Origin of the sequence: Pseudomonas simiae (assembly GCF_000934565.1) — a bacterium.
GTDB classification, from domain to species: Bacteria; Pseudomonadota; Gammaproteobacteria; order Pseudomonadales; family Pseudomonadaceae; genus Aquipseudomonas; species Aquipseudomonas simiae.
The window spans coordinates 860,336-880,715 of sequence record NZ_CP010896.1 but is presented as its reverse complement, the minus strand read 5'-3'; the positions used below and the strand labels follow the sequence as shown (position 1 = coordinate 880,715).

At 60.8% G+C, this 20,380-nt stretch carries 24 protein-coding genes and 5 tRNA genes; 10 read left to right on the top strand and 19 right to left on the bottom strand.

Annotation, left to right across the window (positions count from 1 at the left end; genetic code table 11):
• Positions 1–27 precede the first annotated feature (27 nt).
• A complete protein-coding gene (nadC, locus tag PF1751_RS03920; RefSeq protein ID WP_010213228.1) occupies positions 28–876 on the top strand; it encodes a carboxylating nicotinate-nucleotide diphosphorylase in 849 nt (282 codons plus the stop codon).
• A 47-nt stretch (positions 877–923) separates the two neighbouring features.
• Here nadC and PF1751_RS03915 read toward each other — a convergent pair whose 3' ends face one another.
• The 4 genes from PF1751_RS03915 to PF1751_RS03900 form a co-directional block, all read right to left on the bottom strand.
• The gene (locus PF1751_RS03915; protein WP_010213230.1) at positions 924–1,229 is read right to left on the bottom strand and encodes a DUF6388 family protein; all 306 of its coding nucleotides are present in this window, start codon (positions 1,227–1,229) and stop codon (positions 924–926) included.
• A gap of 145 nt (positions 1,230–1,374) precedes the next feature.
• Positions 1,375–1,447: transfer RNA gene (locus PF1751_RS03910), tRNA-Thr, on the bottom strand.
• A 48-nt stretch (positions 1,448–1,495) separates the two neighbouring features.
• Positions 1,496–2,896, bottom strand: a complete 1,401-nt coding sequence (locus tag PF1751_RS03905; protein ID WP_044286634.1) for an O-antigen ligase family protein — start codon at positions 2,894–2,896, stop codon at positions 1,496–1,498.
• 35 nt (positions 2,897–2,931) lie between these two features.
• Complete coding sequence (locus PF1751_RS03900; RefSeq protein WP_021491914.1) at positions 2,932–3,354, bottom strand: pilin; 423 nt, start codon at positions 3,352–3,354, stop codon at positions 2,932–2,934.
• 193 nt (positions 3,355–3,547) lie between these two features.
• On the opposite strand from PF1751_RS03900, the gene PF1751_RS03895 reads away from it, so the two are divergent.
• Genes PF1751_RS03895 through yacG form a run of 4 tightly spaced genes read left to right on the top strand, consistent with a single transcriptional unit; the run spans position 3,548 to position 6,436 of the window.
• Positions 3,548–4,756: a type II secretion system F family protein gene (locus PF1751_RS03895; protein WP_010213233.1), complete on the top strand. Its 1,209-nt coding sequence runs from the start codon at positions 3,548–3,550 to the stop codon at positions 4,754–4,756.
• Positions 4,753–5,619: a prepilin peptidase gene (locus PF1751_RS03890; protein ID WP_044286633.1), complete on the top strand. Its 867-nt coding sequence runs from the start codon at positions 4,753–4,755 to the stop codon at positions 5,617–5,619. The genes PF1751_RS03895 and PF1751_RS03890 overlap by 4 nt, the downstream gene beginning before the upstream one ends.
• Positions 5,616–6,239, top strand: a complete 624-nt coding sequence (coaE, locus tag PF1751_RS03885; RefSeq protein ID WP_010213235.1) for a dephospho-CoA kinase — start codon at positions 5,616–5,618, stop codon at positions 6,237–6,239. The genes PF1751_RS03890 and coaE overlap by 4 nt, the downstream gene beginning before the upstream one ends.
• The gene (yacG, locus tag PF1751_RS03880; RefSeq protein ID WP_003188437.1) at positions 6,236–6,436 is read left to right on the top strand and encodes a DNA gyrase inhibitor YacG; all 201 of its coding nucleotides are present in this window, start codon (positions 6,236–6,238) and stop codon (positions 6,434–6,436) included. The genes coaE and yacG overlap by 4 nt, the downstream gene beginning before the upstream one ends.
• Here yacG and PF1751_RS03875 read toward each other — a convergent pair.
• From PF1751_RS03875 to PF1751_RS03865, 3 genes are all read right to left on the bottom strand, one after another.
• The gene (locus tag PF1751_RS03875; RefSeq protein WP_003171680.1) at positions 6,433–6,648 is read right to left on the bottom strand and encodes a hypothetical protein; all 216 of its coding nucleotides are present in this window, start codon (positions 6,646–6,648) and stop codon (positions 6,433–6,435) included. The two genes, yacG and PF1751_RS03875, sit on opposite strands and share 4 nt — an antisense overlap.
• A 75-nt stretch (positions 6,649–6,723) precedes the next feature.
• Positions 6,724–7,413 carry an energy-coupling factor ABC transporter permease gene (locus PF1751_RS03870; RefSeq protein ID WP_044286632.1) on the bottom strand — a complete coding sequence of 230 codons (690 nt, stop codon included), beginning with the start codon at positions 7,411–7,413 and terminating at the stop codon, positions 6,724–6,726.
• Positions 7,410–7,877 carry a hypothetical protein gene (locus tag PF1751_RS03865; RefSeq protein ID WP_010213240.1) on the bottom strand — a complete coding sequence of 156 codons (468 nt, stop codon included), beginning with the start codon at positions 7,875–7,877 and terminating at the stop codon, positions 7,410–7,412. The genes PF1751_RS03870 and PF1751_RS03865 overlap by 4 nt, the downstream gene beginning before the upstream one ends.
• Before the next feature lie 103 nt (positions 7,878–7,980).
• On the opposite strand from PF1751_RS03865, the gene PF1751_RS03860 reads away from it, so the two are divergent.
• The 3 genes from PF1751_RS03860 to PF1751_RS03850 are packed head-to-tail and all read left to right on the top strand — an operon-like array spanning position 7,981 to position 10,197.
• Positions 7,981–8,610 (top strand): DUF1780 domain-containing protein, encoded by a 630-nt coding sequence (locus PF1751_RS03860; RefSeq protein WP_010213242.1) that lies wholly within the window; start codon positions 7,981–7,983, stop codon positions 8,608–8,610.
• Between the two features lie 54 nt (positions 8,611–8,664).
• On the top strand, positions 8,665–8,838 hold the full coding sequence (locus tag PF1751_RS03855) for a DUF3094 family protein (RefSeq protein ID WP_044286631.1): 174 nt from the start codon (positions 8,665–8,667) through the stop codon (positions 8,836–8,838).
• A 60-nt stretch (positions 8,839–8,898) separates the two neighbouring features.
• Complete coding sequence (locus PF1751_RS03850; RefSeq protein WP_042571057.1) at positions 8,899–10,197, top strand: NAD(P)/FAD-dependent oxidoreductase; 1,299 nt, start codon at positions 8,899–8,901, stop codon at positions 10,195–10,197.
• A gap of 192 nt (positions 10,198–10,389) precedes the next feature.
• Here PF1751_RS03850 and PF1751_RS03845 read toward each other — a convergent pair.
• The 7 genes from PF1751_RS03845 to rluD all read right to left on the bottom strand — a co-directional run bounded on the left by PF1751_RS03845 (position 10,390) and on the right by rluD (position 15,484).
• Positions 10,390–10,466 (bottom strand) — tRNA-Pro (locus PF1751_RS03845).
• Between the two features lie 94 nt (positions 10,467–10,560).
• Positions 10,561–10,636, bottom strand: a tRNA-Lys gene (locus PF1751_RS03840).
• 5 nt (positions 10,637–10,641) lie between these two features.
• Positions 10,642–10,718, bottom strand: a tRNA-Pro gene (locus PF1751_RS03835).
• A gap of 10 nt (positions 10,719–10,728) precedes the next feature.
• A tRNA-Asn gene (locus PF1751_RS03830) sits at positions 10,729–10,804 on the bottom strand.
• A gap of 300 nt (positions 10,805–11,104) precedes the next feature.
• Positions 11,105–13,669 (bottom strand): ATP-dependent chaperone ClpB, encoded by a 2,565-nt coding sequence (clpB, locus tag PF1751_RS03825; protein ID WP_010213245.1) that lies wholly within the window; start codon positions 13,667–13,669, stop codon positions 11,105–11,107.
• Positions 13,670–13,799: 130 nt separating this feature from the next.
• Entirely contained in the window at positions 13,800–14,525 is a 726-nt protein-coding gene (gene pgeF, locus PF1751_RS03820; protein ID WP_010213246.1) for a peptidoglycan editing factor PgeF, read from the bottom strand.
• Positions 14,522–15,484: a 23S rRNA pseudouridine(1911/1915/1917) synthase RluD gene (gene rluD / locus PF1751_RS03815; protein ID WP_010213248.1), complete on the bottom strand. Its 963-nt coding sequence runs from the start codon at positions 15,482–15,484 to the stop codon at positions 14,522–14,524. The genes pgeF and rluD overlap by 4 nt, the downstream gene beginning before the upstream one ends.
• Positions 15,485–15,633: 149 nt before the next feature.
• Here rluD and PF1751_RS03810 point away from each other — a divergent pair, with 149 nt between their 5' ends.
• Together PF1751_RS03810 and PF1751_RS03805 are read left to right on the top strand one after the other, a co-directional pair.
• Positions 15,634–16,659, top strand: coding sequence for an outer membrane protein assembly factor BamD (locus PF1751_RS03810; RefSeq protein WP_010213249.1), 1,026 nt, complete (start codon positions 15,634–15,636; stop codon positions 16,657–16,659).
• A 124-nt stretch (positions 16,660–16,783) separates the two neighbouring features.
• Complete coding sequence (locus PF1751_RS03805) at positions 16,784–17,017, top strand: PP0621 family protein (RefSeq protein ID WP_028618786.1); 234 nt, start codon at positions 16,784–16,786, stop codon at positions 17,015–17,017.
• Here PF1751_RS03805 and thiO read toward each other — a convergent pair.
• The 5 genes from thiO to pilV form a co-directional block, all read right to left on the bottom strand.
• Positions 17,004–18,113 carry a glycine oxidase ThiO gene (gene thiO, locus PF1751_RS03800; protein WP_010213251.1) on the bottom strand — a complete coding sequence of 370 codons (1,110 nt, stop codon included), beginning with the start codon at positions 18,111–18,113 and terminating at the stop codon, positions 17,004–17,006. The genes PF1751_RS03805 and thiO overlap by 14 nt on opposite strands.
• 62 nt (positions 18,114–18,175) lie before the next feature.
• A complete protein-coding gene (locus PF1751_RS03795) occupies positions 18,176–18,577 on the bottom strand; it encodes a type IV pilin protein (RefSeq protein WP_044286628.1) in 402 nt (133 codons plus the stop codon).
• Positions 18,578–18,588: 11 nt separating this feature from the next.
• Positions 18,589–19,119 carry a pilus assembly PilX family protein gene (locus PF1751_RS03790; protein ID WP_044286627.1) on the bottom strand — a complete coding sequence of 177 codons (531 nt, stop codon included), beginning with the start codon at positions 19,117–19,119 and terminating at the stop codon, positions 18,589–18,591.
• 7 nt (positions 19,120–19,126) lie between these two features.
• Positions 19,127–19,834 (bottom strand): PilW family protein, encoded by a 708-nt coding sequence (locus PF1751_RS03785; protein WP_010213256.1) that lies wholly within the window; start codon positions 19,832–19,834, stop codon positions 19,127–19,129.
• Entirely contained in the window at positions 19,831–20,316 is a 486-nt protein-coding gene (pilV, locus tag PF1751_RS03780; protein WP_021491922.1) for a type IV pilus modification protein PilV, read from the bottom strand. The genes PF1751_RS03785 and pilV overlap by 4 nt, the downstream gene beginning before the upstream one ends.
• Positions 20,317–20,380: the final 64 nt, after the last annotated feature.

Here is a 20,380-nt window from a genome sequence, read left to right as displayed (position 1 = left end):
CGGGGCACTTTGTCTGTGGAGCCTGTTATGCCGAATCTCCGTCTTGCCGACCTCACCGCCGAAATCGAAGCCAACGTGCGCCGCGCACTGCTGGAAGACATCGGCAGCGGCGACATCACTGCGCAGTTGATCCCGGCCGAACGGCTGGCCACGGCCACCATCATTACCCGCGACACCGCTGTCATCGCCGGAACGGCCTGGGTGGATGCGGTGTTCCGCCAACTGGACCCTCGGGTTGCCGTGCATTGGCAAGTGGCTGACGGTGAGCGCGTCAGCCCCAATCAGGTGCTGTTCCGCCTTGAAGGCCCGGCACGCTCGCTGCTCAGCGGCGAACGCTGTGCGCTGAATTTCCTGCAGTTGCTGTCCGGGGTCGCCACCCGCGCGCAATTTCTCGCGGACTTTGTCGCCAGCACCCAGGTCAAGCTGCTGGACACCCGCAAAACCCTGCCGGGGCTGCGCCTGGCGCAGAAATACGCAGTGACTTGCGGTGGCTGCCACAACCACCGTATCGGCTTGTATGACGCGTTCCTGATCAAGGAAAACCATATCGCGGCCTGTGGCGGCATTGCCCAGGCAATCACGGCCGCCCACAAGATCGCCCCCGGCAAGCCGGTGGAAATCGAAGTTGAAAGCCTGGATGAGCTGCGCGAAGCCCTGGCGGCGGGCGCGGATATCATCATGCTCGATGAGTTGAGCCTGGACGATATGCGTGAAGCCGTGCGCCTGAACGGCGGTAAGGCGAAGCTGGAGGCCAGCGGCGGGATCAATGAAAGCACCCTGCTACCCATCGCCGAGACCGGGGTGGATTACATCTCGATTGGCGCGATGACCAAGGATGTGAAGGCGGTGGATTTGTCGATGCGCCTTAGCATCTGAGGCGCCTTGACTGCAGGAGCGAGCTTGCCCGCTCCTGCGGACTGCTTTTAAACCACCAGGTCATTCATTTCGCAATATTCTTCCCATTCGACACCCAGCACTTCGGCCGCCTCTTTATGCAAGGCCAGTCGCGCCGCTTCGAACGCTTCCGGTGTCGAGGTGTACTTGAGGGTCAGCTCCCAGGGCTGGTAGCCCTGGCTCTCGGCCTCATCCTCGAATGCCCACTGGATCTGGTCACGCTGATCATCGGCGCTCAGGTCCTTGATCTCTTCTTTCAGCTGCGGCGTGTCCTCAAGGTACTTCTTGAGTGCTTCTTCGTGCCGAACTTCCTGGGTCATTTCAGTCGTGGTCATGTTGTTCTCTTAGATCGAGGAATGGGGATGCATCTGGGTCATCAAGGTTGCGCAGATACAAAAGAGCGGGCGCAAATACCAGCTCGTCTGGCCTTCAGAACCATTCTGGGATCAACTGAAAACAGTACTGCCTTTGTTGCCTTTTTGCCCGAGACAGGAATCGAACCTGCGACCTTCGCGTTACGAGTGCGCTGCTCTACCGGCTGAGCTACACGGGCGGTGGGCTAAAGCTAGCACCGCATCGAGAGTCCGGCAACTTGCCGCCGTCAGCGGGCAATCACACCTTGGGCCCAGAAGCGTGGTTGCAGGTAATCGCCATGGGCGTCCAGGTACTGCTGCTGGGCCTGTTTGAAGTGCGGCACATCGCGCAACGCAATAAAAATCAGCAGACCAACGGCCAACACGCTCAGTGCTTTCCACGCCCCCCAGGCCCATGATCGTTCGACCGCTGCCGGAGCTCGCCATACGTGCAACGCCATCAGCCAGCCCACCACCAGCGCCAGCCAGACCTGGGAGTTAGGCATCACAATCACACCATCGACCATGGACTGCACTAACGCACCCACCAGCGCCGCAAACAGGCAGAGCCGCAGCAGGTCTGCACGCTCGGCGCTCAGCGCGCGCTTACGCAGTACACCGAACGTTGCCCAGCCCCCTCGCCAAGCCAACACCGCAACGCACAAAGCCGATGGCACCCCCCACTCACTGGTCCATTGCAGGATGGCCTGGTGGGGATGAGCGGCAATACTGTTGGGGATATCAGCGAAATGCATCGGCCCGAATCCCAGCCAAGGCCGCTCGACGAGCATATGCCAGGCCTGCCACCAGATCGGACCACGCCCCGACAAGGAGGTGGTGAGGCGATCGCTGGCGGCATTCGCGATCTCGATTCCCAAATGATCCGCCAACACCTTAAACACCAGCCAGTACAGCAACAATCCACCCAGCAGTGCGGCCAACTGCCAACCCAACCAGCGCCGCCCCCATGGTCCCAGCACCGCCGACACCACAGCCGCGACGCCCATGCCCAGCCAGGTGCCGCGCGTGCCGCCCCCCACTGCGATCAGCCACCACACGCACAGCAGCGTAAAAGTCGCGGCCTTGAGTGGGCGAGACAGCGTGGGGATCAACAAAGGAAGCGCCAGCAGCGGCAAGGTGAATGTCTGGAACTGGCCGTAGAAACGCTTGTTGGAAAAGCCGGACAGCAACGCGTCAGGGTCCAGCACCCGCTCGGCGCTGATGAACGCCAGGGCACCGGCATAGGTGTATTGAATCGACTTGATCAGGCACAACAGCACCACAAACAGGATCAAGGCACGGTCCAAAGGCTCACCGCCCTGGCGTCGCAGCAGGGCAAATGCCACGGCAATCGCGCCGCAGCCAACAAACACCGCCACTTCAGCAAATGCCCACAGCGGCTGGTGAGCCCGCATCGACGACATCAGGCCCAGCCCGATGATCAGCGCCAGACCCAAGGCTGTGGGCCGGTCAACCAGCCGTTCAACGCGGGCGACCGACAGCCCATACAGCACAGCGCAAGCCCCGATGCCGATCTGCATCACCCGTTGCAGATCATGCCCACTGAAGGGAGCACAAATTCCGAAAAGCAGCAGGCACATCACTGCGACCAGAAAAACACTGCCACGCTGCTCTACGAATAACCCCATCGGTCACCTCAACTTCCCTGTGGAGGGTTTAACAGTTAAGCGCCGTCGGCGCCGCAGCCCTTGGCGACATATTTTGCGTCAGCGGTGGTGGTGCATGTCCAACCCGTGGCGGCATTGCGTGTCAGGCTGATGGTCTTGCCGAGCACCGGTGCCGGGGCATCCAGTATTTCGCAACTGATGGAACCCGCGCCCGTGGCAACGTCCCCTGTCACGTCAATCTTGCAGTTGGCTGTCGGGCTGGTGCCGCCGATCAATGCCAGCGTGGGGACCGTGCCCTGGTTGAGGGTGTCTTCATAACCAGGCTTCAACGCGGTAATTTCAGCCAGGCCGGCGGTGAACTTGGCCTTGGCCTGGTGGGTGGTGTACATGGGCAGGCCGATGGTGGCCAAAATGCCGATGATTGCCACGACGATCAAGAGCTCGATCAGGGTAAAACCTTTTTGACGTCTCACATTCACTCTCCAGGATAGAACTCATGACAAGGCGCGTCCTGCGCCCCGTGTTGTACAGCGGCGCCAGTGTACTCATCCGCAGGCGCTCAATCGCGCACAAGACGCACATTCTGACATTTTATCCGCCACTGCCAGCCTGTCAGAATCCGTCACCTGACTACGCTATAAAGCTTCGACGACCTCTGTGCGGAACCGTGACATGGACAACGCTTCAACGCTCTACGCCTGGGAAGGCATCAACCGCAAAGGACGCAGGGTGTCCGGGCAAACCACCGGACACAACCCTGCCCTGGTGAAGGCACAGTTGCGAAAACAGGGCATCTGCCCAGGGCATGTGCGCAAAAAATCCCCAGTGCTGTCGAGCCTGGCAGCCTCGATCACATCAACCGACATCACCCTGTTCACTCGCCAACTGGCCACCCTGCTGAAGGCCGGTATTCCGCTGCTGCAGGCCTTCGACATCATCGCTGAGGGCTTCGACAACCGCGCCTTGCGTGAGCGTGTGCAAGGGTTGAAACAGGCCATCGAAGCCGGCACCAGCCTTGCCGAGGCGCTGCGCAAGCAGCCGCGTTGTTTCGACGAGCTGTACTGCAACCTGGTGGCCGCCGGCGAACAGGCCGGAGCACTTGAAACCTTGCTGGAGCGCGTGGCGATCCACCGGGAAAAGAGCGAGCAGCTAAAGACGAGGATCAAAAAAGCCATGACCTATCCGATCACCGTGCTGGTGGTCGCCAGCCTCGTCACCGGCGTGCTGCTGGTCCACGTCGTGCCACAGTTCCAGAACCTGTTTGCCGGGGTCGACGGCAAGCTGCCGGGTTTCACCCTGCAGGTCATCGGCCTTTCCGAGTTCATGCAGAAAGCCTGGTGGGCCGTGGCGCTGGGCGGTCTTGCGGGAGGCCTGGGGCTGCGCGAAGCGTATCGGCGCTTGGCGGATTTCCGTCTATGGCTGGACAGCTGTTTGTTGAAAGCGCCCGTGGCAGGCAAACTGCTGAGCAAATCCGCCGTGGCCCGCTTCGCCCGCACACTGTCCACCACGTTTGCCGCCGGCGTTCCGTTACTGCAGGCACTGGATTCAGTGGCCGGTGCCGCCGGTTCCGGGCCATTCAGACGGGCAATCGAACAGATGCGACGCGATGTAGCGACTGGCATGCCATTGAACCAATCCATGCTCACCAGCGGCCTGTTCCCCGGCATGGCGATCCAGATGACAGCCATCGGCGAAGAGTCGGGCACACTGGACCGCATGCTGGAAAAGGTCGCCAACCATTACGAGGCCGATGTGGACAACCTGGTCGATCACCTCACCCACCTCATGGAGCCCCTGATCATGGTGGTCCTGGGAGGCATTGTCGGCGCATTGGTGATCGCCATGTACCTGCCAGTCTTCCAGTTGGGGAGCGCATTTTGAGCCTGCTGTTGGCCGGACACCCCTGGGCTTTTGTTGCGCTGGCGTCGCTGCTGGGCCTGATCGTCGGCAGCTTTCTCAACGTGCTGGTGTGGCGCCTTCCAACGATGCTCGAACGGGAATGGCGGGCCCAGGCGCTCGAAGTGCTCGGCATGCCCGCTGAGCCTGCCGGCCCGACCTACAACCTGATGCACCCCAGTTCCTGCTGCCCACACTGCAATCATCCGATACGTCCGTGGGAAAATATCCCACTGCTCAGCTACCTGTTTCTGCGAGGCCGCTGCGCCCATTGCCAAGGTGCGATCAGCCCCCGTTATCCGCTCACTGAACTGGCGTGTGCATTGATCTCAGCCTGGGTGGCCTGGCGTTTCGGCTTTGGCTGGCAGGCGGGCGCAGTGCTGGTGCTGAGCTGGGGATTGTTGGCGATGAGCCTGATCGATGCAGACCATCAGCTGTTGCCGGATGTGCTAGTGATGCCGCTGCTGTGGCTGGGGCTGATCGTCAACGGGTTCGGCCTGCTGACGACACTGCCCGAGGCCTTGTGGGGTGCGGTCATCGGGTACATGAGCCTGTGGAGCGTGTTCTGGCTGTTCAAGCTGGTCACCGGCAAGGACGGCATGGGCCATGGCGACTTCAAGCTGCTGGCCTTGCTCGGCGCCTGGGGGGGCTGGCAGATCCTGCCCATGACCCTGTTGATGTCGTCGCTGGTGGGTGTGGTCGTGGGCTTGATCCTGATGCGCCTGCGCAAGTCCCACGCGCCGGCACCGATGCCATTTGGTCCGTATCTGGCGATTGCCGGCTGGATTGCATTGCTCTGGGGTGGTCAAATAACCAACTTCTATTTGCAGTCTGTCGGTTTCAGATGACCACTCCTGTTACAACACCCTGGATTCTCGGCCTCACTGGTGGCATCGGCAGCGGTAAAAGCGCCGCGGCCCAGCACTTTATCGACCTTGGCATCGACCTGGTGGACGCCGATCACGCCGCCCGCTGGGTGGTCGAGCCTGGACGGCCGGCACTGGCGCGCATCGCCGAGCACTTCGGTGCTGGCGTGCTGCATCCCGACGGCCAGTTGAACCGCGCCGCCCTGCGCAAGCTGATCTTTGAAGAACCCGAAGAGCGCCGCTGGCTCGAAGCCTTGCTGCACCCGTTGATTGGCGAGGAGATTCGCAGCCACCTGGCGCGCGCGAAGTCGCCTTACGCGATATTGGTGTCGCCGCTGCTGATCGAGTCCGGCCAGTACAGCATGACCCAGCGCATCCTGGTGATCGATGTGCCGCAGTCGCTGCAGATTCAGCGTACCCTGCAGCGCGACGGCATCAACGAGCAACAGGTGCAGGCAATCCTCAAGGCTCAATCCAGCCGCGAAGACCGCCTGAACCATGCCGATGATGTACTGGTCAATGACCGGGACCTTGCCTGGCTGCACAGCGAGGTCGAGCGACTGCACCACTTTTACCTTACTTTGCGTGGAGGCCGATCATGAGCCAACCCTTGACCGTCGACTGCCCAACCTGCGGCGCACCCGTGGAATGGAAAGCGACCAACCTCAACCGGCCGTTCTGCTCGGACCGCTGCAAGCTCATCGACCTGGGCGCCTGGGCTGCTGAAGAACACAAGATTCCCGTGGCCCCGGACGCTGAAGACGAGCTGTTTTCCGAAGACCTGCCACCGCGCCACTAAGGGCGCATAAAGGCGTATTCCTGCTGGTCGTCGAGGTTCTCTGCAAGGTATTGCAGCTCGTCGGCCAGGTCTTCGAAACTGCGCACGCCCTTGCTCTGCTGCACCACCGCGCTGAGCATGGCACGCAAGGTCAGGCCCGGGTCAAAACCGATTTCCTGTGCCGCGTCCTGGCTTCTGCGCAATTCCTGCCGTGCCCACTCGTACACACTCATGATTCGTGCTCCCGCCTTGCCTGGAAAAATTTCGCTGAGCATGGCCCTGCTTGGGTGGGTGGGATTTGATCTGGGTCAACGCTGTGAATCGTCGTCCTTCCAGGGGGCGGACAGGTAGCGCGTGCGGTTGAAGGTCTCCAGCCATTCCGGGCAAAACACCACCAGCGCGCTGATAACTATGCCGTTGATGAAGGCTTCGGGAAAGATGATCAGCCACAGGTAGCCGACAAAATCCTCCAGCCATTCCGGCAGGGCAAAACGGCCGTCGAACCACAACAGCCCCAGTCCGAGCACCAGGCAGAGCAAAGCCGATAGCGCGGCGGCGAAAAAACCGGAGCAGAAGATATACACGAAGGGATTGCGCGGTTGCGCCCGCTCGACCAGCAACGCGCAGGCTTCCGTGACCAGCACCGGCAGCCCAATAAGCAGCAGGCCGTTGACGCCCAGGGCTGCGAGGTCCTGGCGTCCCAGCGCCATCAAACCCAACTGGGCGGCAAAACCGCCCACGATCGCCAGGGGCCAATCGAGCAACAGGGTCACGGCGGTCATGCCGATAAAGTGGTAGGACACGCCGGTGTCGAAATCCCGCCGTACCAGCCACAGCATGAACAAGGCGAACACGGTGCCAAACAGCAAATGCTGGCGCCGCCGGTCGGCAAACAGTTCGACCCAAGGTGAACGCAAGATGGCCCAGACTACCAGGGGCACATACAACAGCCAGCCGGCCCCGAGTGTTGCTGGCGCCAACACCGCGGCGCTGATCACGGCTTCACCTGCTCCAGGGCCTGACGCAGTTCGGCGGCAGAACTGTAGGCGTGCTCGGCGACCAGCTTGCCGTTATCCAGTTGCAGCCACAGCACTTTATCCACAGGCCCCGGATAACGCGGCGCAATGCGTGCGTCACGGTCCAGCATGACCCGGTAGTTGTAGGACTGCATGGCCGGTACCGCGAACAGCTTGGCGATCAGGCGCGGCATGCGCTGGATATCGGCAACAAACACAGCATGTCGTGCCTCAAGGTAGCCTTTGGGTTGGCCCTGCAGCGCTGCATCCACCTGCTTGGCGGCGTCCATGCCACGCGCAACGAGCAGGACCTGCGCCTGGTTATCCAGGGTGTAGGCCTGATCGAATTGATCCAGCAGGGTCCAAGGGGCCAGGCGCTCGCCCACTTCAACCGCCTGGGCCCCCACAGGCAACAGAGCCAACAAAAACACCGCTAGAATCTTCACTGCACACTCCTCTTACCCGGTGGAACGCTCGAATGCCCAGTCTACACCGAGCTTTTGCAGCGGGACTTCCTGCGGTCATCATTTGGGCGCTAAGCTGCTAGCTATGGATGACTCAGATTACTTGCGCCTGCTGACCGTAGCGGCCGAACAAGCCAACGCATTCTTGTCCAATGCCCGCAAATGGGAGCGTGAGCGTTGGGTCTGCCAGCGCCTGCTGCAAGGCCTGAACGTGCCCTACCGTGCCGAAGAATTCCACGCCGCCGGGCAAGAGCCGCCGGACGTGCTGTTTCGCGACGCCAGCTTCGAGGTGTTTTTTGTACTGGATGAGGGCCGCCGCCTGAACGACGAATGGCGCGACGAATTGCTGCGCCGACGCAGCGCGTTCTCCCTGAGCCAACTGGTGCGGCGCGAGGCCAAGCCGCGACGCATCCCGGCCCATGAGTTCTTGCTGCGCCTGGCGCCCACGCTGCGCAAGAAGGCCCATAACTACAAAGAGCGCGGGATGGACCTGGGGGAGCTGGATATCGTCGCCTTCACCAGCCTCAAGCGTGAAGTGCTCGACCTCAACAGTCATTTTCCGCCGCCGACGGAATACCTGCGCCAGGGCTGGCGCTCGCTGTCGCTGGTGGGGCCGACCTTTGCACGGGTGTTGTTCGCCCACCCGGATGCACCGGATTTCTTGCGCAACAACCTGGGCCGCAGCATAGTGTTCGATGTGGGCATCAGCCTCTGAGCCCCCGGACTGTAACGTGGCGCCCTTTTGCAACGTCTACCTGACGAGGCCTTTATGACCAGCCGCCTGAACCCCGATGACCAACAGCATGTCGAAGAGTACCTCCAACTCTCCCAACACCGAGTCGAGCGCAAGCCTTTCCGGCCGTGGCTGCTCCTGGGTGTGGTGCTGGTAGTGGTGATCGGCCTTGGCTTGCTGAGCCGACTTTTGAGTTACCTGACGCTATGAGCTGCCTGGCGCTCGCGGGGGTAACTGCTCCGATTTCTTTTAGCCTTGCGAGATATCCCCATGACCCATCGTATTATTATCGTCGGCGGCGGCGCCGGCGGCCTGGAGTTAGCTACCCGCCTGGGTAAGACTCTGGGTAAGCGCGGCACTGCCAGCATCACGCTGGTGGACACCAACCTGACCCATATCTGGAAGCCCTTGCTGCACGAAGTGGCAGCCGGTTCGCTGAACTCTTCGGAAGACGAACTCAATTATGTCGCCCAGGCCAAATGGAACCACTTCGAGTTCCAACTGGGGCGCATGAGCGGGCTCGACCGTGAACAGAAGAAGATCCAGCTGGCCGCCACCCTCGACGAAGAAGGCCGTGAGCTGGTGCCTGCGCGCGTGCTGGGCTATGACAGCCTGGTGATCGCGGTCGGCAGCACCACCAATGACTTCGGTACCGAGGGCGCCGCGCAGCACTGCCTGTTCCTCGACACCCGCAAGCAGGCCGAGCGCTTCCACCAGCAGTTGCTCAACCACTACCTGCGCGCCCATGCCGGGCAGACCGACGTGGTGGAAAAAATCAGCGTCGCCATCGTCGGCGCAGGTGCCACCGGGGTCGAACTGGCCGCCGAACTGCATAACGCCGCCCATGAGCTGGCCGCCTATGGCCTGGACCGCATCAAGCCGGAAAACATGCACATCACCCTGATCGAAGCCGGCCCACGAGTGCTGCCTGCCCTGCCGGAGCGTATCGGCGCGCCGGTGCACAAAACCCTGGAGAAGCTCGGGGTGACCGTGCTGACCAATTCGGCGGTCAGTGAAGTGACGGCCGATGCACTGATCACCACCAGTGGCCAGGTGATCCCGGCCAGCCTAAAGGTATGGGCGGCCGGTATTCGCGCACCCGGTTTCCTCAAGGATATCGATGGCCTGGAAACCAACCGCATCAATCAACTGCAGGTGTTGCCGACACTGCAAACCACTCGCGACGAGAACATCTTCGCGTTTGGCGACTGCGCCGCCTGCCCGCAACCGGGCACCGACCGCAACGTACCACCACGGGCCCAGGCAGCTCACCAGCAGGCCTCGTTACTGGCCAAGTCGCTGAAGCTGCGCATCGAGGGCAAGGACCTGCCGAGCTACAAGTACACCGACTATGGCTCGCTGATCTCGCTGTCGCGCTTCTCGGCGGTGGGTAACTTGATGGGCAACCTCACCGGCAGCGTGATGCTGGAAGGTTGGCTGGCGCGGATGTTCTATGTGTCGCTGTACCGCATGCACCAGATGGCGCTGTATGGCTTCTTTCGCACGGCGATGCTGATGCTGGGGAGCAAGATCGGGCGAGGCACCGAGCCACGCCTCAAGCTCCACTGACAACACGGTCCCGAATAGGATCTGGTAAATGTGGGAGCGGGCTTGCTCGCGAATGCGGTGTATCAGTCAGCACATCTGACACTGAGCCACTGCATTCGCGAGCAAGCCCGCTCCCACATTTGTTTTGCGGAGAGTCAAGATTTTCGCGCACAAAAAAAATCCCCGTATCTTTCGATACGAGGATTTTTAATATGGTCGGGGTAAGGGGATTCGAACTCCTGACATCCTGCTCCCAAAGCAGGCGCGCTACCGGACTGCGCTATACCCCGGTAATAAAAAGGCGACCTTTCAGTCGCCTTCTTCGATCAGCGCTTTTGGCCTCTGATCTTAAGATTCGATTCCAGCGTTAACTGGTCTCAAAAATGGTGGGTCGTGTGGGATTCGAACCTACGACCAATTGGTTAAAAGCCAACTGCTCTACCAACTGAGCTAACGACCCAAATATGGTCGGGGTAGGGGGATTCGAACTCCCGACATCCTGCTCCCAAAGCAGGCGCGCTACCGGACTGCGCTATACCCCGATATTGAAATTGGCTCCGTGACCAGGACTCGAACCTGGGACCCAATGATTAACAGTCATTTGCTCTACCGACTGAGCTATCACGGAACTACATATTTCAAAGTACTACGTTACTGCTTACTACCTTCTCTTCGACTTGTCCGTATCGCTACGTTCATGTGTCTGAGGCGCGCTATTCTACAATCTTAAAAACCCCTGTCAACCCTTTAAATTGCTTTTAAGACAATGATTTGCGCTTGTTTCTGATTTCTTCTTGGGGAGAAGAAACCCGTGGGCTGACGTTGCTGCGGGGCGCACTTTACAAGCCTTTGCCTTACAGTTCAACGCCCTATCGAAAAAAAAGGCCCCGCAATGCGGGGCCTTCTCTTATTAGCCAACAGACGGGGCTTAGTGGAAGACGATTTCGTCGTTTTCCACGGTCGCCTCGACACTGGTGCCCGGCATGAAGCTGCCCGACAGGATCAACTGCGCCAGCGGGTTTTCGATCCAGCGCTGGATCGCACGTTTCAGCGGCCGTGCGCCATACACGGGGTCGTAACCTACCGCGATCAGCTTGTCCAACGCCTCGCTGCTCAATACCAGGTCCAGCTCGCGCTCGGCCAGGCGGCCACGCAGGCGGCCCAACTGGATCTCGGTGATGCCCGCGATCTGATCACGTGCCAGCGGCTCAAAGATCACCACTTCGTCGACCCGGTTGATGAATTCCGGGCGGAAGTGGCTGGTCAGCGCATCCATCACGGCAGCGCGCTGGCCCTCACGATCACCCACCAACTCCTGGATCTGCGCCGACCCCAGGTTGGACGTCATCACGATCACCGTGTTGCGGAAGTCCACGGTACGCCCGTGGCTGTCCGTCAGGCGGCCGTCTTCCAGCACTTGCAACAGGATGTTGAACACATCCGGGTGCGCTTTCTCGACCTCATCCAGCAGGATCACCGAGTAAGGCTTACGCCGCACAGCCTCGGTCAGGTAACCGCCCTCCTCGTAGCCCACATAGCCTGGTGGAGCGCCGATCAAGCGAGCCACCGAATGTTTCTCCATGAATTCGGACATATCGATCCGCACCATGGCCTCTTCAGTATCAAAGAGGAATTCGGCCAAGGCCTTGCACAGCTCGGTCTTACCCACGCCGGTCGGGCCGAGGAACATGAACGAGCCGCTCGGGCGGTTCGGGTCGGACAACCCGGCCCGCGAACGCCGTACCGCGTTGGACACCGCCACCACGGCCTCTTCCTGGCCGATTACGCGTTGGTGCAACAGGCTTTCCATCTTCAGCAACTTGTCGCGCTCGCCTTCGAGCATTTTCGACACGGGAATGCCGGTCCATTTGGAAACGACTTCGGCAATTTCTTCCTCGGTTACCTTGCTGCGCAGCAACTGGTTCTCAGGCTTGCCGTGCTGGTCGACCATTTGCAGGCTGCGTTCCAGGTCGGGGATCACCCCGTACTGCAACTCAGCCATACGGTTCAGGTCGCCTTTACGGCGTGCGGCTTCCAGCTCCTGGCGGGACTGCTCGATCTTTTGCTGGATCTGGGCCGAACCCTGCACTTCGGCTTTTTCCGAGGTCCAGATTTCTTCCAGGTCCGAATACTCGCGTTCCAGACGGACGATTTCTTCCTGGAGTTTTTCCAGGCGTTTCTTCGCCGCGTCGTCTTCTTCTTTCTTCAGGGCCTGGGACTCGACTTTCAGTTGAATCAAGCGCCGATCCAGACGGTCGAGTACTTCCGGCTTGGAGTCGATCTCCATGCGGATGCGGCTGGCTGCCTCGTCGATCAGGTCGATGGCCTTGTCAGGCAACTGACGGTCAGTGATGTAGCGATGGCTCAATTTGGCCGCCGCAATGATCGCGCCGTCGGTGATGGCCACCTTGTGGTGGACCTCATAACGCTCTTTCAGGCCACGCAGGATCGCGATGGTGTCTTCTTCGCTCGGCTCTTCCACCAGCACTTTCTGGAAGCGACGCTCAAGGGCCGCGTCCTTTTCAATGTACTGGCGATATTCGTTGAGCGTGGTAGCACCGACGCAGTGCAGCTCACCCCGCGCCAAGGCTGGCTTGAGCATGTTGCCGGCGTCCATGGAGCCCTCGCCTTTACCGGCGCCGACCATGGTGTGCAGCTCGTCGATAAACAGAATGATCTGCCCTTCCTGCTTCGACAATTCATTGAGCAGGGATTTCAGGCGCTCTTCAAACTCGCCTCGGAACTTGGCACCGGCAATCAGCGACCCCATGTCCAGGGACAGCAGGCGCTTGCCTTTAAGGCCATCCGGCACTTCTCCATTGATGATGCGCTGGGCCAGGCCTTCGGCAATCGCAGTTTTACCCACGCCCGGCTCACCGATCAGCACCGGGTTGTTCTTGGTACGACGCTGCAACACCTGGATGGTGCGACGGATTTCATCGTCACGGCCGATCACCGGGTCAAGCTTGCCCTCTTCGGCGCGCTTGGTCAGGTCGACGGTGTATTTATCCAGGGCTTGGCGCGACTCCTCATGGTTGGGGTCGTTCACCGCGTCGCCGCCCCGCAGGTTGTTGATGGCATTTTCCAGGGCTTTCTTGCTCACGCCCTGGCCCAGCAACAACTTGCCGAGTTTGCTGTTCTCGTCCATGGCAGCGAGCAGCACCAGTTCGCTGGAGATGAACTGGTCGCCCTTCTGCTGGGCCAGACGGTCTGCCTGGTTGAGCAGGCGCGCCAGGTCCTGGGACATATTCACGTCGCCGGTCGGGTTTTGGATTTTCGGCAGTTGGTCGAGTTCTTTGCTCAACTCCTTGCGCAGGCTGTTGACGTCGAAGCCCACCTGCATCAGCAAGGGTTTGATAGAACCACCTTGCTGCTCCAGGAGCGCCTGCATCAAGTGCGCAGGCTCGATGGCCGGGTGGTCGAGGCCCACGGCCAGGGATTGAGAGTCAGACAGTGCCAACTGTAATTTGCTGGTTAAACGATCAATACGCATTAGTCACCTTCCTTTTGAGCAGGCCGGAGCTATAAAACATCCTGAATGAAGAAACCTGCCAGATACCCTTATAGATGGGGTGGATTCTGGGAGTTTCAAGCGACAGGGAGTTGACGCAGATCAGATGAGTCTAGCGTTCCAGCCAGATAAGGGAGGCAAACCGACCGGTGCGAGGGCTGCGCCGGTAGGAAAAGAAGCGTGGGTCGGTCACGGTGCACAACCCTCCACCATAAACAGCCGTGACGCCGCGTGCAGCCAGGCGCAGACGGGCCAGCTTATAGATGTCGGCCATGAACTTGCCGGGGTTACGACTGGGCACAAAGGCTTCGGCGGTGATCGGCAGCTGCAGCATGAAGGCTTCACGCACTTCCGGACCGACCTCAAAGGCTTGGGGACCGATTGCCGGGCCCAGCCATACCAATACTTGGTCTGGTTCGGTGTCGAGGCTCTCGAACGCGGCTTCCAGCACACCCGCCGCCAGGCCACGCCAACCGGCATGGGCCGCCGCCACGCGAGTGCCGGCGCGGTTGCAAAACAACACAGGCAGGCAATCGGCGGTCATGGAGGTGCAGGCGATGCCTGGGGTGCTGGTCCAACTGCCATCGGCTTCGGCGATGCGCGCAGGATCAGCCTCGACCACGTTCACGCCATGAACCTGGCGCAACCAGGCCGGCTGAATAGAAAAGGCCTCAGTCAGACGACGGCGATTCTCAAGGACGGCCTCCAGGCTGTCCTCGACATGATCGCCCAGGTTGAGGCTGTCAAACGGCGCCAGGCTGACGCCGCCCGCACGGGTGGTGACGCAGGCTTTCACCTGAGCCGGCGCAGGCCAGTCAGGAATCAGCCAGTCACTCATCCGATAAACGCCTCGCGATCCTGCTTGAGCAGCGACAACAACCAGACGAGGTCGTCCGGGAGAGGCGATTCCCAGCTCATCCGCTTACCGCTCGTCGGATGATCCAGTTCCAGGAAGCGCGCATGCAGTGCCTGGCGTGGGAAGTTTTTCAGCGAATCAACCATGGTTGCACTGGCCGCCGGCGGAATACGGAAGCGACCACCGTAGGCAGGATCACCGACCAACGGGAAGTTGATGTGCGCCATGTGCACGCGAATCTGGTGAGTACGGCCGGTTTCCAGCTTGACCCGCACATGGGTGTGGGAACGGAAACGCTCCAACACTCGGTAGTGGCTGACGGCCTGCTTGCCGCCCTCCATTACCGCCATACGCTGGCGCTGCTGGCCATGGCGACCGATCGGGGCGTTGATCTTGCCGCCCGCCACCACCACGCCGATCACGATGCACTCGTAGATCCGGCTGACGCTGCGGCTCTGCAATTGTGTGACCAACTGCGTCTGCGCCTGAATGGTCTTGGCCACCACCATCAAGCCGGTGGTGTCCTTGTCCAGACGGTGCACGATGCCGCAGCGCGGGACGTTGATGATGTCCGGCACGTGGTGCAACAAGGCATTGAGCAAAGTGCCATCAGCGTGCCCGGCGGCCGGGTGAACCACCAAGCCTGCGGGTTTGTTGATGACCAGGATGTCGTCGTCTTCATAGACGATATCCAGCTCGATGTCCTGGGCGACCCATTCTCCCTGGGCTTCCTGCTCGGCAGTCAGCTCAAGAATCGCACCGCCATGGACTATGTCTCGCGGGCGGATAACCGCTCCATCCACAGTCAGGCGGCCGTCTTTGATCCAGGCGGAAAGGCGCGAGCGCGAGTGCTCAGCGAATAATTGTGCGGCGACTTGATCGAGGCGTTGGCCGCCCAATTCGGACGGCACCTCTGCGCGAAGTTCAATTTTATCGGACATGCTCAGACTAGGCGTGGCACAGCCTTTGGTTTCGGCTGCGCGCTTGTGGTTAAATACGGCGTCTTTTGCCCCGAGGCTTTCAACGGGGCGCTCATCATAACAGGACGGCCCCGCCCAAGACAGCGGCCGTCATAGGGACGCAAGCCGCCATGCAAGTGAAACACCTGCTGCTGATCGCCATCCTCGCCATGACTGCTGCTTGCTCGTCAACAAAGGAAGTCGTCGACGAAAACCTGAGCGAAGTCGAGTTGTACCAACTGGCTCAGAAAGACCTGGACAATAATAGCTTCACCAGCGCCACAGCCAAGCTGAAGGCACTGGAGTCGCGCTATCCGTTCGGGCGCTACGCCGACCAGGCCCAGCTCGAGCTGATCTACGCCAACTACAAGAACGCCGAGCCGGAAGCTGCCAAGTCCGCCGCCGAGCGTTTCATTCGCCTGCATCCGCAGCACCCGAACGTCGACTACGCCTACTATATGAAGGGCCTGACTTCGTTTGACCAGGACGTCGGCCTGCTGGCGCGCTTCCTGCCGCTGGACATGACCAAGCGTGACCCGGGCGCTGCCCGCGACTCCTACAACGAGTTCGCCCAGCTGACCAGCCGCTACCCGAACAGCCGCTACGCGCCCGACGCCAAGCAGCGCATGATCTACCTGCGCAACCTGCTGGCTTCCTATGAGATCCACGTGGCTCACTACTACCTGACCCGTCAGGCCTACGTAGCTGCCGCCAACCGTGGTCGCTATGTGGTAGAGAACTTCCAGGAAACCCCCTCCGTGGGTGACGGCCTGGCCGTGATGACCGAGGCTTACCAGCGTCTGCACCTGGACGAACTGGCCAGCACCAGCCTGGAAACCTTGAAGCTCAACTACCCGGATCACCCAAGCCTGAAGGACGGCCAGTTCGTGCCTCAGGTTGCCGAAGCCGACAACCGTTCGTGGCTGAGCAAGTACACCCTGGGCCTGATCGAATCCCGTCCACCGCTGCCGCCGGGCGAAACCCGCGCCAACCAGGACGTGATCAAGCAGTACCAGGACGCCAAGGACGCCATTCCTTCGGACCTCAAGCCCCACGACGAGAACGGCGACGTGATCGAAGAGGAAGAACCGCAGGCCCTGGGCAACAACCAGGACCGTTCGTGGTTCAGCTACATGACCTTCGGTGTGTTCGACTGATTGCACCTGCCGTCATCAAAAAGGAGCCTTTCGAGGCTCCTTTTTTGTGGGCGGTATTATTGCGCTGTGCGCCTGGCACGTCCTTGGCTAAACTGGCGCATTCCTTGTCGAGAAACTGCCCATCATGCTTCGTCTACTGTTCTGGATTGCCGTCATTGCCGCCGCAGTATGGTTCTGGCGCAAATTCAAAAGCCCGGCCGCCAAGCAGCAACGCACCAGCGAGCCTGACGCTGCCCTGATGGTGCGCTGCGCCCACTGCGGCGTGCACCTGCCGCAGGATCGCGCCTTGAGCTCGCGCCAGGAGTGGTATTGCACCCAGGCGCATTTGGAGCAAGGGCCGAAGTCTATCCAGCGTTGATCCGACCTTCGGGCGCATAAGGCGCGGGGTCGATGATCGGCGCACGCTCCAGCAGCAGATCGGTAAACAACTGGCACGACGCCGGCGCAAGCACCAGGCCATTGCGGTAATGGCCGCAGTTGAGCCACAAGCCCTTGAAGCCCGGCACTTGGCCGATGTAAGGAATACCTTCCGGCGAACCTGGGCGCAATCCGGCCCAATGCCCAACCACCTCGGCGTCCGCCAGCGCGGGAATCAACTCCACCGCCGAGGCCTTGAGGCTTTCCAGCGCCGTTTCAGTGGGGGTCTTATCGAAGCCTTCATGCTCCAGCGTGCTGCCGATCAGGATGTGCCCGTCACGTCGGGGGATCGCGTAACGCCCCTTGGCCAGGACCATGCTCGACAAGAAATCCGAAGCGCATTTGTACAGGATCATCTGGCCCTTGACCGGTTCGACCGGCAGCGACAGGCCCAACGTACCAAGCAGCTCACCGCTCCAGGCGCCGGCCGCCAGTACGACCTGATCGCCGAAGATCGCCCCATCAGCAGTGCTCACCCCCACTACATTGCCCGCATCCAGCAAAAAACCCGTCACTTCACATTGTTCGTGAATGGTCACGCCGGGCAATGTCAGCAGTGCCGCCTTGAGGGATTTGACCAGACGCGGGTTGCGCACATTGGCGACGTTAGCCATGTAGATCGCATTGGCGTACCCGCCACCCAACACCGGAACGGCGTCATGGGCGGCCGACACGTCCACTTTGCTCAATGGACGGCCTTCGCGCGCAGCCCAGGCCAGGGCCTCGGCTTCATCGTCCAGGTCCAGCCAGTACAGGCCCGTGGTATGAACCTCTGGGTCAACACCGGTCTGCGCAAACAGGCGCTGCGCCAACTGTGGATAAAAGTCCTGGGACCAATGGGCCAGCGCAGTGACAGCGGGGCTGTAGCGCCACGGATACAGCGGCGAGACAATACCGCCGCCCGCCCAGGAGGACTCCTGCCCCAACCCCGCGCGCTCCAGCAACACCACTGCTTGCCCTTGGGTCGCCAGGTTGAACGCCGTCAACAAGCCGATGACCCCGCCACCGACAATCACTACCTGCTGTTGCTCTGCCATCATTTGATCCAGCCGATAAAAAGGAACAAGCGCACCTGGCGCCCAGTCATCCCGCACCCTCATCATTGCCCCCAGCACTGCCTGCGCGAAATGTCAGGTGCAGCGCCCGGATTGGTCCTCGCACCGGTACTGGTCAGGCTGAAGGCGCCGCAACGATCGCCGGTCATGACCGAGTCGACGCCAGGCGTAGCCACCAGCTGGAAATCCTGAGGGTTCAATGCTGCGGTGATTCTATAGCGATCGTTGCCCGCACTGACGCCGCTTGCATCAATAAAAGTGCCGCTCCTCGTATAAAAACGTTCCAGATGCTGAGCCTGGTCGGTCAATAACGCGACGATTTCAGCGCGATAGACCTTTTTCATATGGCCGGTATAGCCGGGGTAAGCAATCCCGGCCAGCACGGCGATGATGGCCACGGCGATCAGTAACTCGATCAGTGTAAAACCCCGCCTGTCCATGCCCATTTCAACGCTCCTTATTGAAGTTGCCGCCAGGCCACCCGCCGGAAACGCGAGCCGCCCTCTTCTTCTACATGCGCATAGACGCTCTCCAGCACCGTGCGCAATTGGCCGCTCAACCCGACAGCCGTCACTCGATATACGTCGGCCACGGTTTGTGGTGGTAAATGCGCCAGCCCCACCGCGCCCCCCAGGGCTTGAACGCCGTATAGACCGCCGTCCAGTGCAGTCCAAGTAATGCCCGACACAGGGTCCACCCCAGCCCCAACCACCGAATAGGCGGCGGCCGGCGGTGCACAGGTGACAATCGACCGGCACGGCGGCAGCGTCGCAAATAACCGCTGCACCACCGACTCCCCACGCCGCAAGCCACTCTCGGCGCTTTGCAGCGATTGATTACGGTGCCAGAGACTGGCGGTGACCTTTTGCTGGCTGACCGCCCCTTGCATGGATGACAGACCGATCAGCGACAACAGCAACAACACCACCAGGCTGATCAGCAGCACCATGCCGGCCTGCCGCAGACGAATAGGCTTTTGAAGCATCATGTCAGCCCTACCCCAGACGGTTACGCAGTGCCGCCACGACGCTGTAGGTTTGATCCTTCACCCGCTCGGTCGGGTCTCGCAGCGTCATCAGGATGCGCACGCTGCGTATCAAGGACAGGTCCGCCGGGCTTGCGTCGTAGCGCGCCACCTGCGTGGAAGACGGTTTGGCGGCCATGCCAAAGCTGATATCAAACCCTTGCACGTTATCCACCAACACCGCCTTGGCAGGCGCCGCAGGCGTGCTCACTCTCAATTGGCCCGCTTCGAAGGTGTAGGTGATCTGGCGCAGCGCAAACCTGATGTGTCCAGGGGCAGGCGCAGGCGCATTGCCGGCGTAAGACTGCGCGGTTCCAGTGCAATCGGACAACACCGTCCAGTCAGGCTTGCCACTCTGCTGACCAACATCCGCCGTCACCAGCGACAGCGACTTCACACCCGCCTCAGCCTTCCAACTGACAGGCTGATCAAAGGCTGCTGGAGCGTCGTCGATAAACGCCGTGGCCAGGCAGCCAAACATGCCCGCCTGGCGAATGTCCTGGACGATCTTGCCCAGCACGAACCGCGCATCGTCCTGCAGCAACATCGCCGCCTGCTGGCTGGCATGGGTGGCTCTGGAACTAATCACCACCTGGCTGACCCCAAGCACCAATACCAAGCCCACAGCCAACGCCAGCAGCACTTCCACCAGGCTGAAGCCCCGAACACGATGCCTCATTGCGCCCCCCTTGATTCATCGCTGATGCGGCTGGTCAGGGTGAACGTTTCCCGAGCGCCCGGCCTGTTCGCGCCCCGGCTGTCGTCCCAACTGATGCTGACAGTCACCTCACCCGCACTGACCGACACCGAGCCTTTGGCGCTGGCCCCGGCAAAGCCGAGGATATTGGCCTCGAAATCATGCAGGTCCAGATCGCGCACGCTGGCGGATGCGCTGCTGGCCGGGGCTCGCTCGGCCCGGCCCCAGGAGTAGTCGACCGCAGAATTGGCGCGGATCCGGTCAAGCATGTCATAGGCAATGAAACTGGCCTGGCTGGTCATTCGGGAACTGTCGGTGTACTTGAGCGCATTCAGCTGGATCACCGCCGTGCCTAACAGGCCAATGGCGAGGATCAACACGGCAACCAGCACCTCGATCAGCGTCATGCCAATTTGGTGCCGAGACAGATCCTGGGGGAAACCGGTGTTGGGGCAGGCTGGCATAACCGTCGTCATCCATGTCGAGGTCCGGAAAAAGCAGGAGAAACCTGCTGTGCGGCCCAAGACT

What these genes read in the sequence shown, in the direction of transcription:
- nadC (WP_010213228.1), top strand. Translation starts at nt 28, where the DNA reads ATGCCGAATCTCCGTCTTGCCGACCTCACCGCCGAAATCGAAGCCAAC.
- PF1751_RS03915 (WP_010213230.1), bottom strand. Translation starts at nt 1,229, where the DNA reads ATGACCACGACTGAAATGACCCAGGAAGTTCGGCACGAAGAAGCACTC.
- PF1751_RS03905 (WP_044286634.1), bottom strand. Translation starts at nt 2,896, where the DNA reads ATGGGGTTATTCGTAGAGCAGCGTGGCAGTGTTTTTCTGGTCGCAGTG.
- PF1751_RS03895 (WP_010213233.1), top strand. Translation starts at nt 3,548, where the DNA reads ATGGACAACGCTTCAACGCTCTACGCCTGGGAAGGCATCAACCGCAAA.
- coaE (WP_010213235.1), top strand. Translation starts at nt 5,616, where the DNA reads ATGACCACTCCTGTTACAACACCCTGGATTCTCGGCCTCACTGGTGGC.
- yacG (WP_003188437.1), top strand. Translation starts at nt 6,236, where the DNA reads ATGAGCCAACCCTTGACCGTCGACTGCCCAACCTGCGGCGCACCCGTG.
- PF1751_RS03875 (WP_003171680.1), bottom strand. Translation starts at nt 6,648, where the DNA reads ATGAGTGTGTACGAGTGGGCACGGCAGGAATTGCGCAGAAGCCAGGAC.
- PF1751_RS03860 (WP_010213242.1), top strand. Translation starts at nt 7,981, where the DNA reads ATGGATGACTCAGATTACTTGCGCCTGCTGACCGTAGCGGCCGAACAA.
- PF1751_RS03855 (WP_044286631.1), top strand. Translation starts at nt 8,665, where the DNA reads ATGACCAGCCGCCTGAACCCCGATGACCAACAGCATGTCGAAGAGTAC.
- PF1751_RS03850 (WP_042571057.1), top strand. Translation starts at nt 8,899, where the DNA reads ATGACCCATCGTATTATTATCGTCGGCGGCGGCGCCGGCGGCCTGGAG.
- clpB (WP_010213245.1), bottom strand. Translation starts at nt 13,669, where the DNA reads ATGCGTATTGATCGTTTAACCAGCAAATTACAGTTGGCACTGTCTGAC.
- pgeF (WP_010213246.1), bottom strand. Translation starts at nt 14,525, where the DNA reads ATGAGTGACTGGCTGATTCCTGACTGGCCTGCGCCGGCTCAGGTGAAA.
- rluD (WP_010213248.1), bottom strand. Translation starts at nt 15,484, where the DNA reads ATGTCCGATAAAATTGAACTTCGCGCAGAGGTGCCGTCCGAATTGGGC.
- PF1751_RS03810 (WP_010213249.1), top strand. Translation starts at nt 15,634, where the DNA reads ATGCAAGTGAAACACCTGCTGCTGATCGCCATCCTCGCCATGACTGCT.
- PF1751_RS03805 (WP_028618786.1), top strand. Translation starts at nt 16,784, where the DNA reads ATGCTTCGTCTACTGTTCTGGATTGCCGTCATTGCCGCCGCAGTATGG.
- thiO (WP_010213251.1), bottom strand. Translation starts at nt 18,113, where the DNA reads ATGGCAGAGCAACAGCAGGTAGTGATTGTCGGTGGCGGGGTCATCGGC.
- PF1751_RS03795 (WP_044286628.1), bottom strand. Translation starts at nt 18,577, where the DNA reads ATGGGCATGGACAGGCGGGGTTTTACACTGATCGAGTTACTGATCGCC.
- PF1751_RS03790 (WP_044286627.1), bottom strand. Translation starts at nt 19,119, where the DNA reads ATGATGCTTCAAAAGCCTATTCGTCTGCGGCAGGCCGGCATGGTGCTG.
- PF1751_RS03785 (WP_010213256.1), bottom strand. Translation starts at nt 19,834, where the DNA reads ATGAGGCATCGTGTTCGGGGCTTCAGCCTGGTGGAAGTGCTGCTGGCG.
- pilV (WP_021491922.1), bottom strand. Translation starts at nt 20,316, where the DNA reads ATGCCAGCCTGCCCCAACACCGGTTTCCCCCAGGATCTGTCTCGGCAC.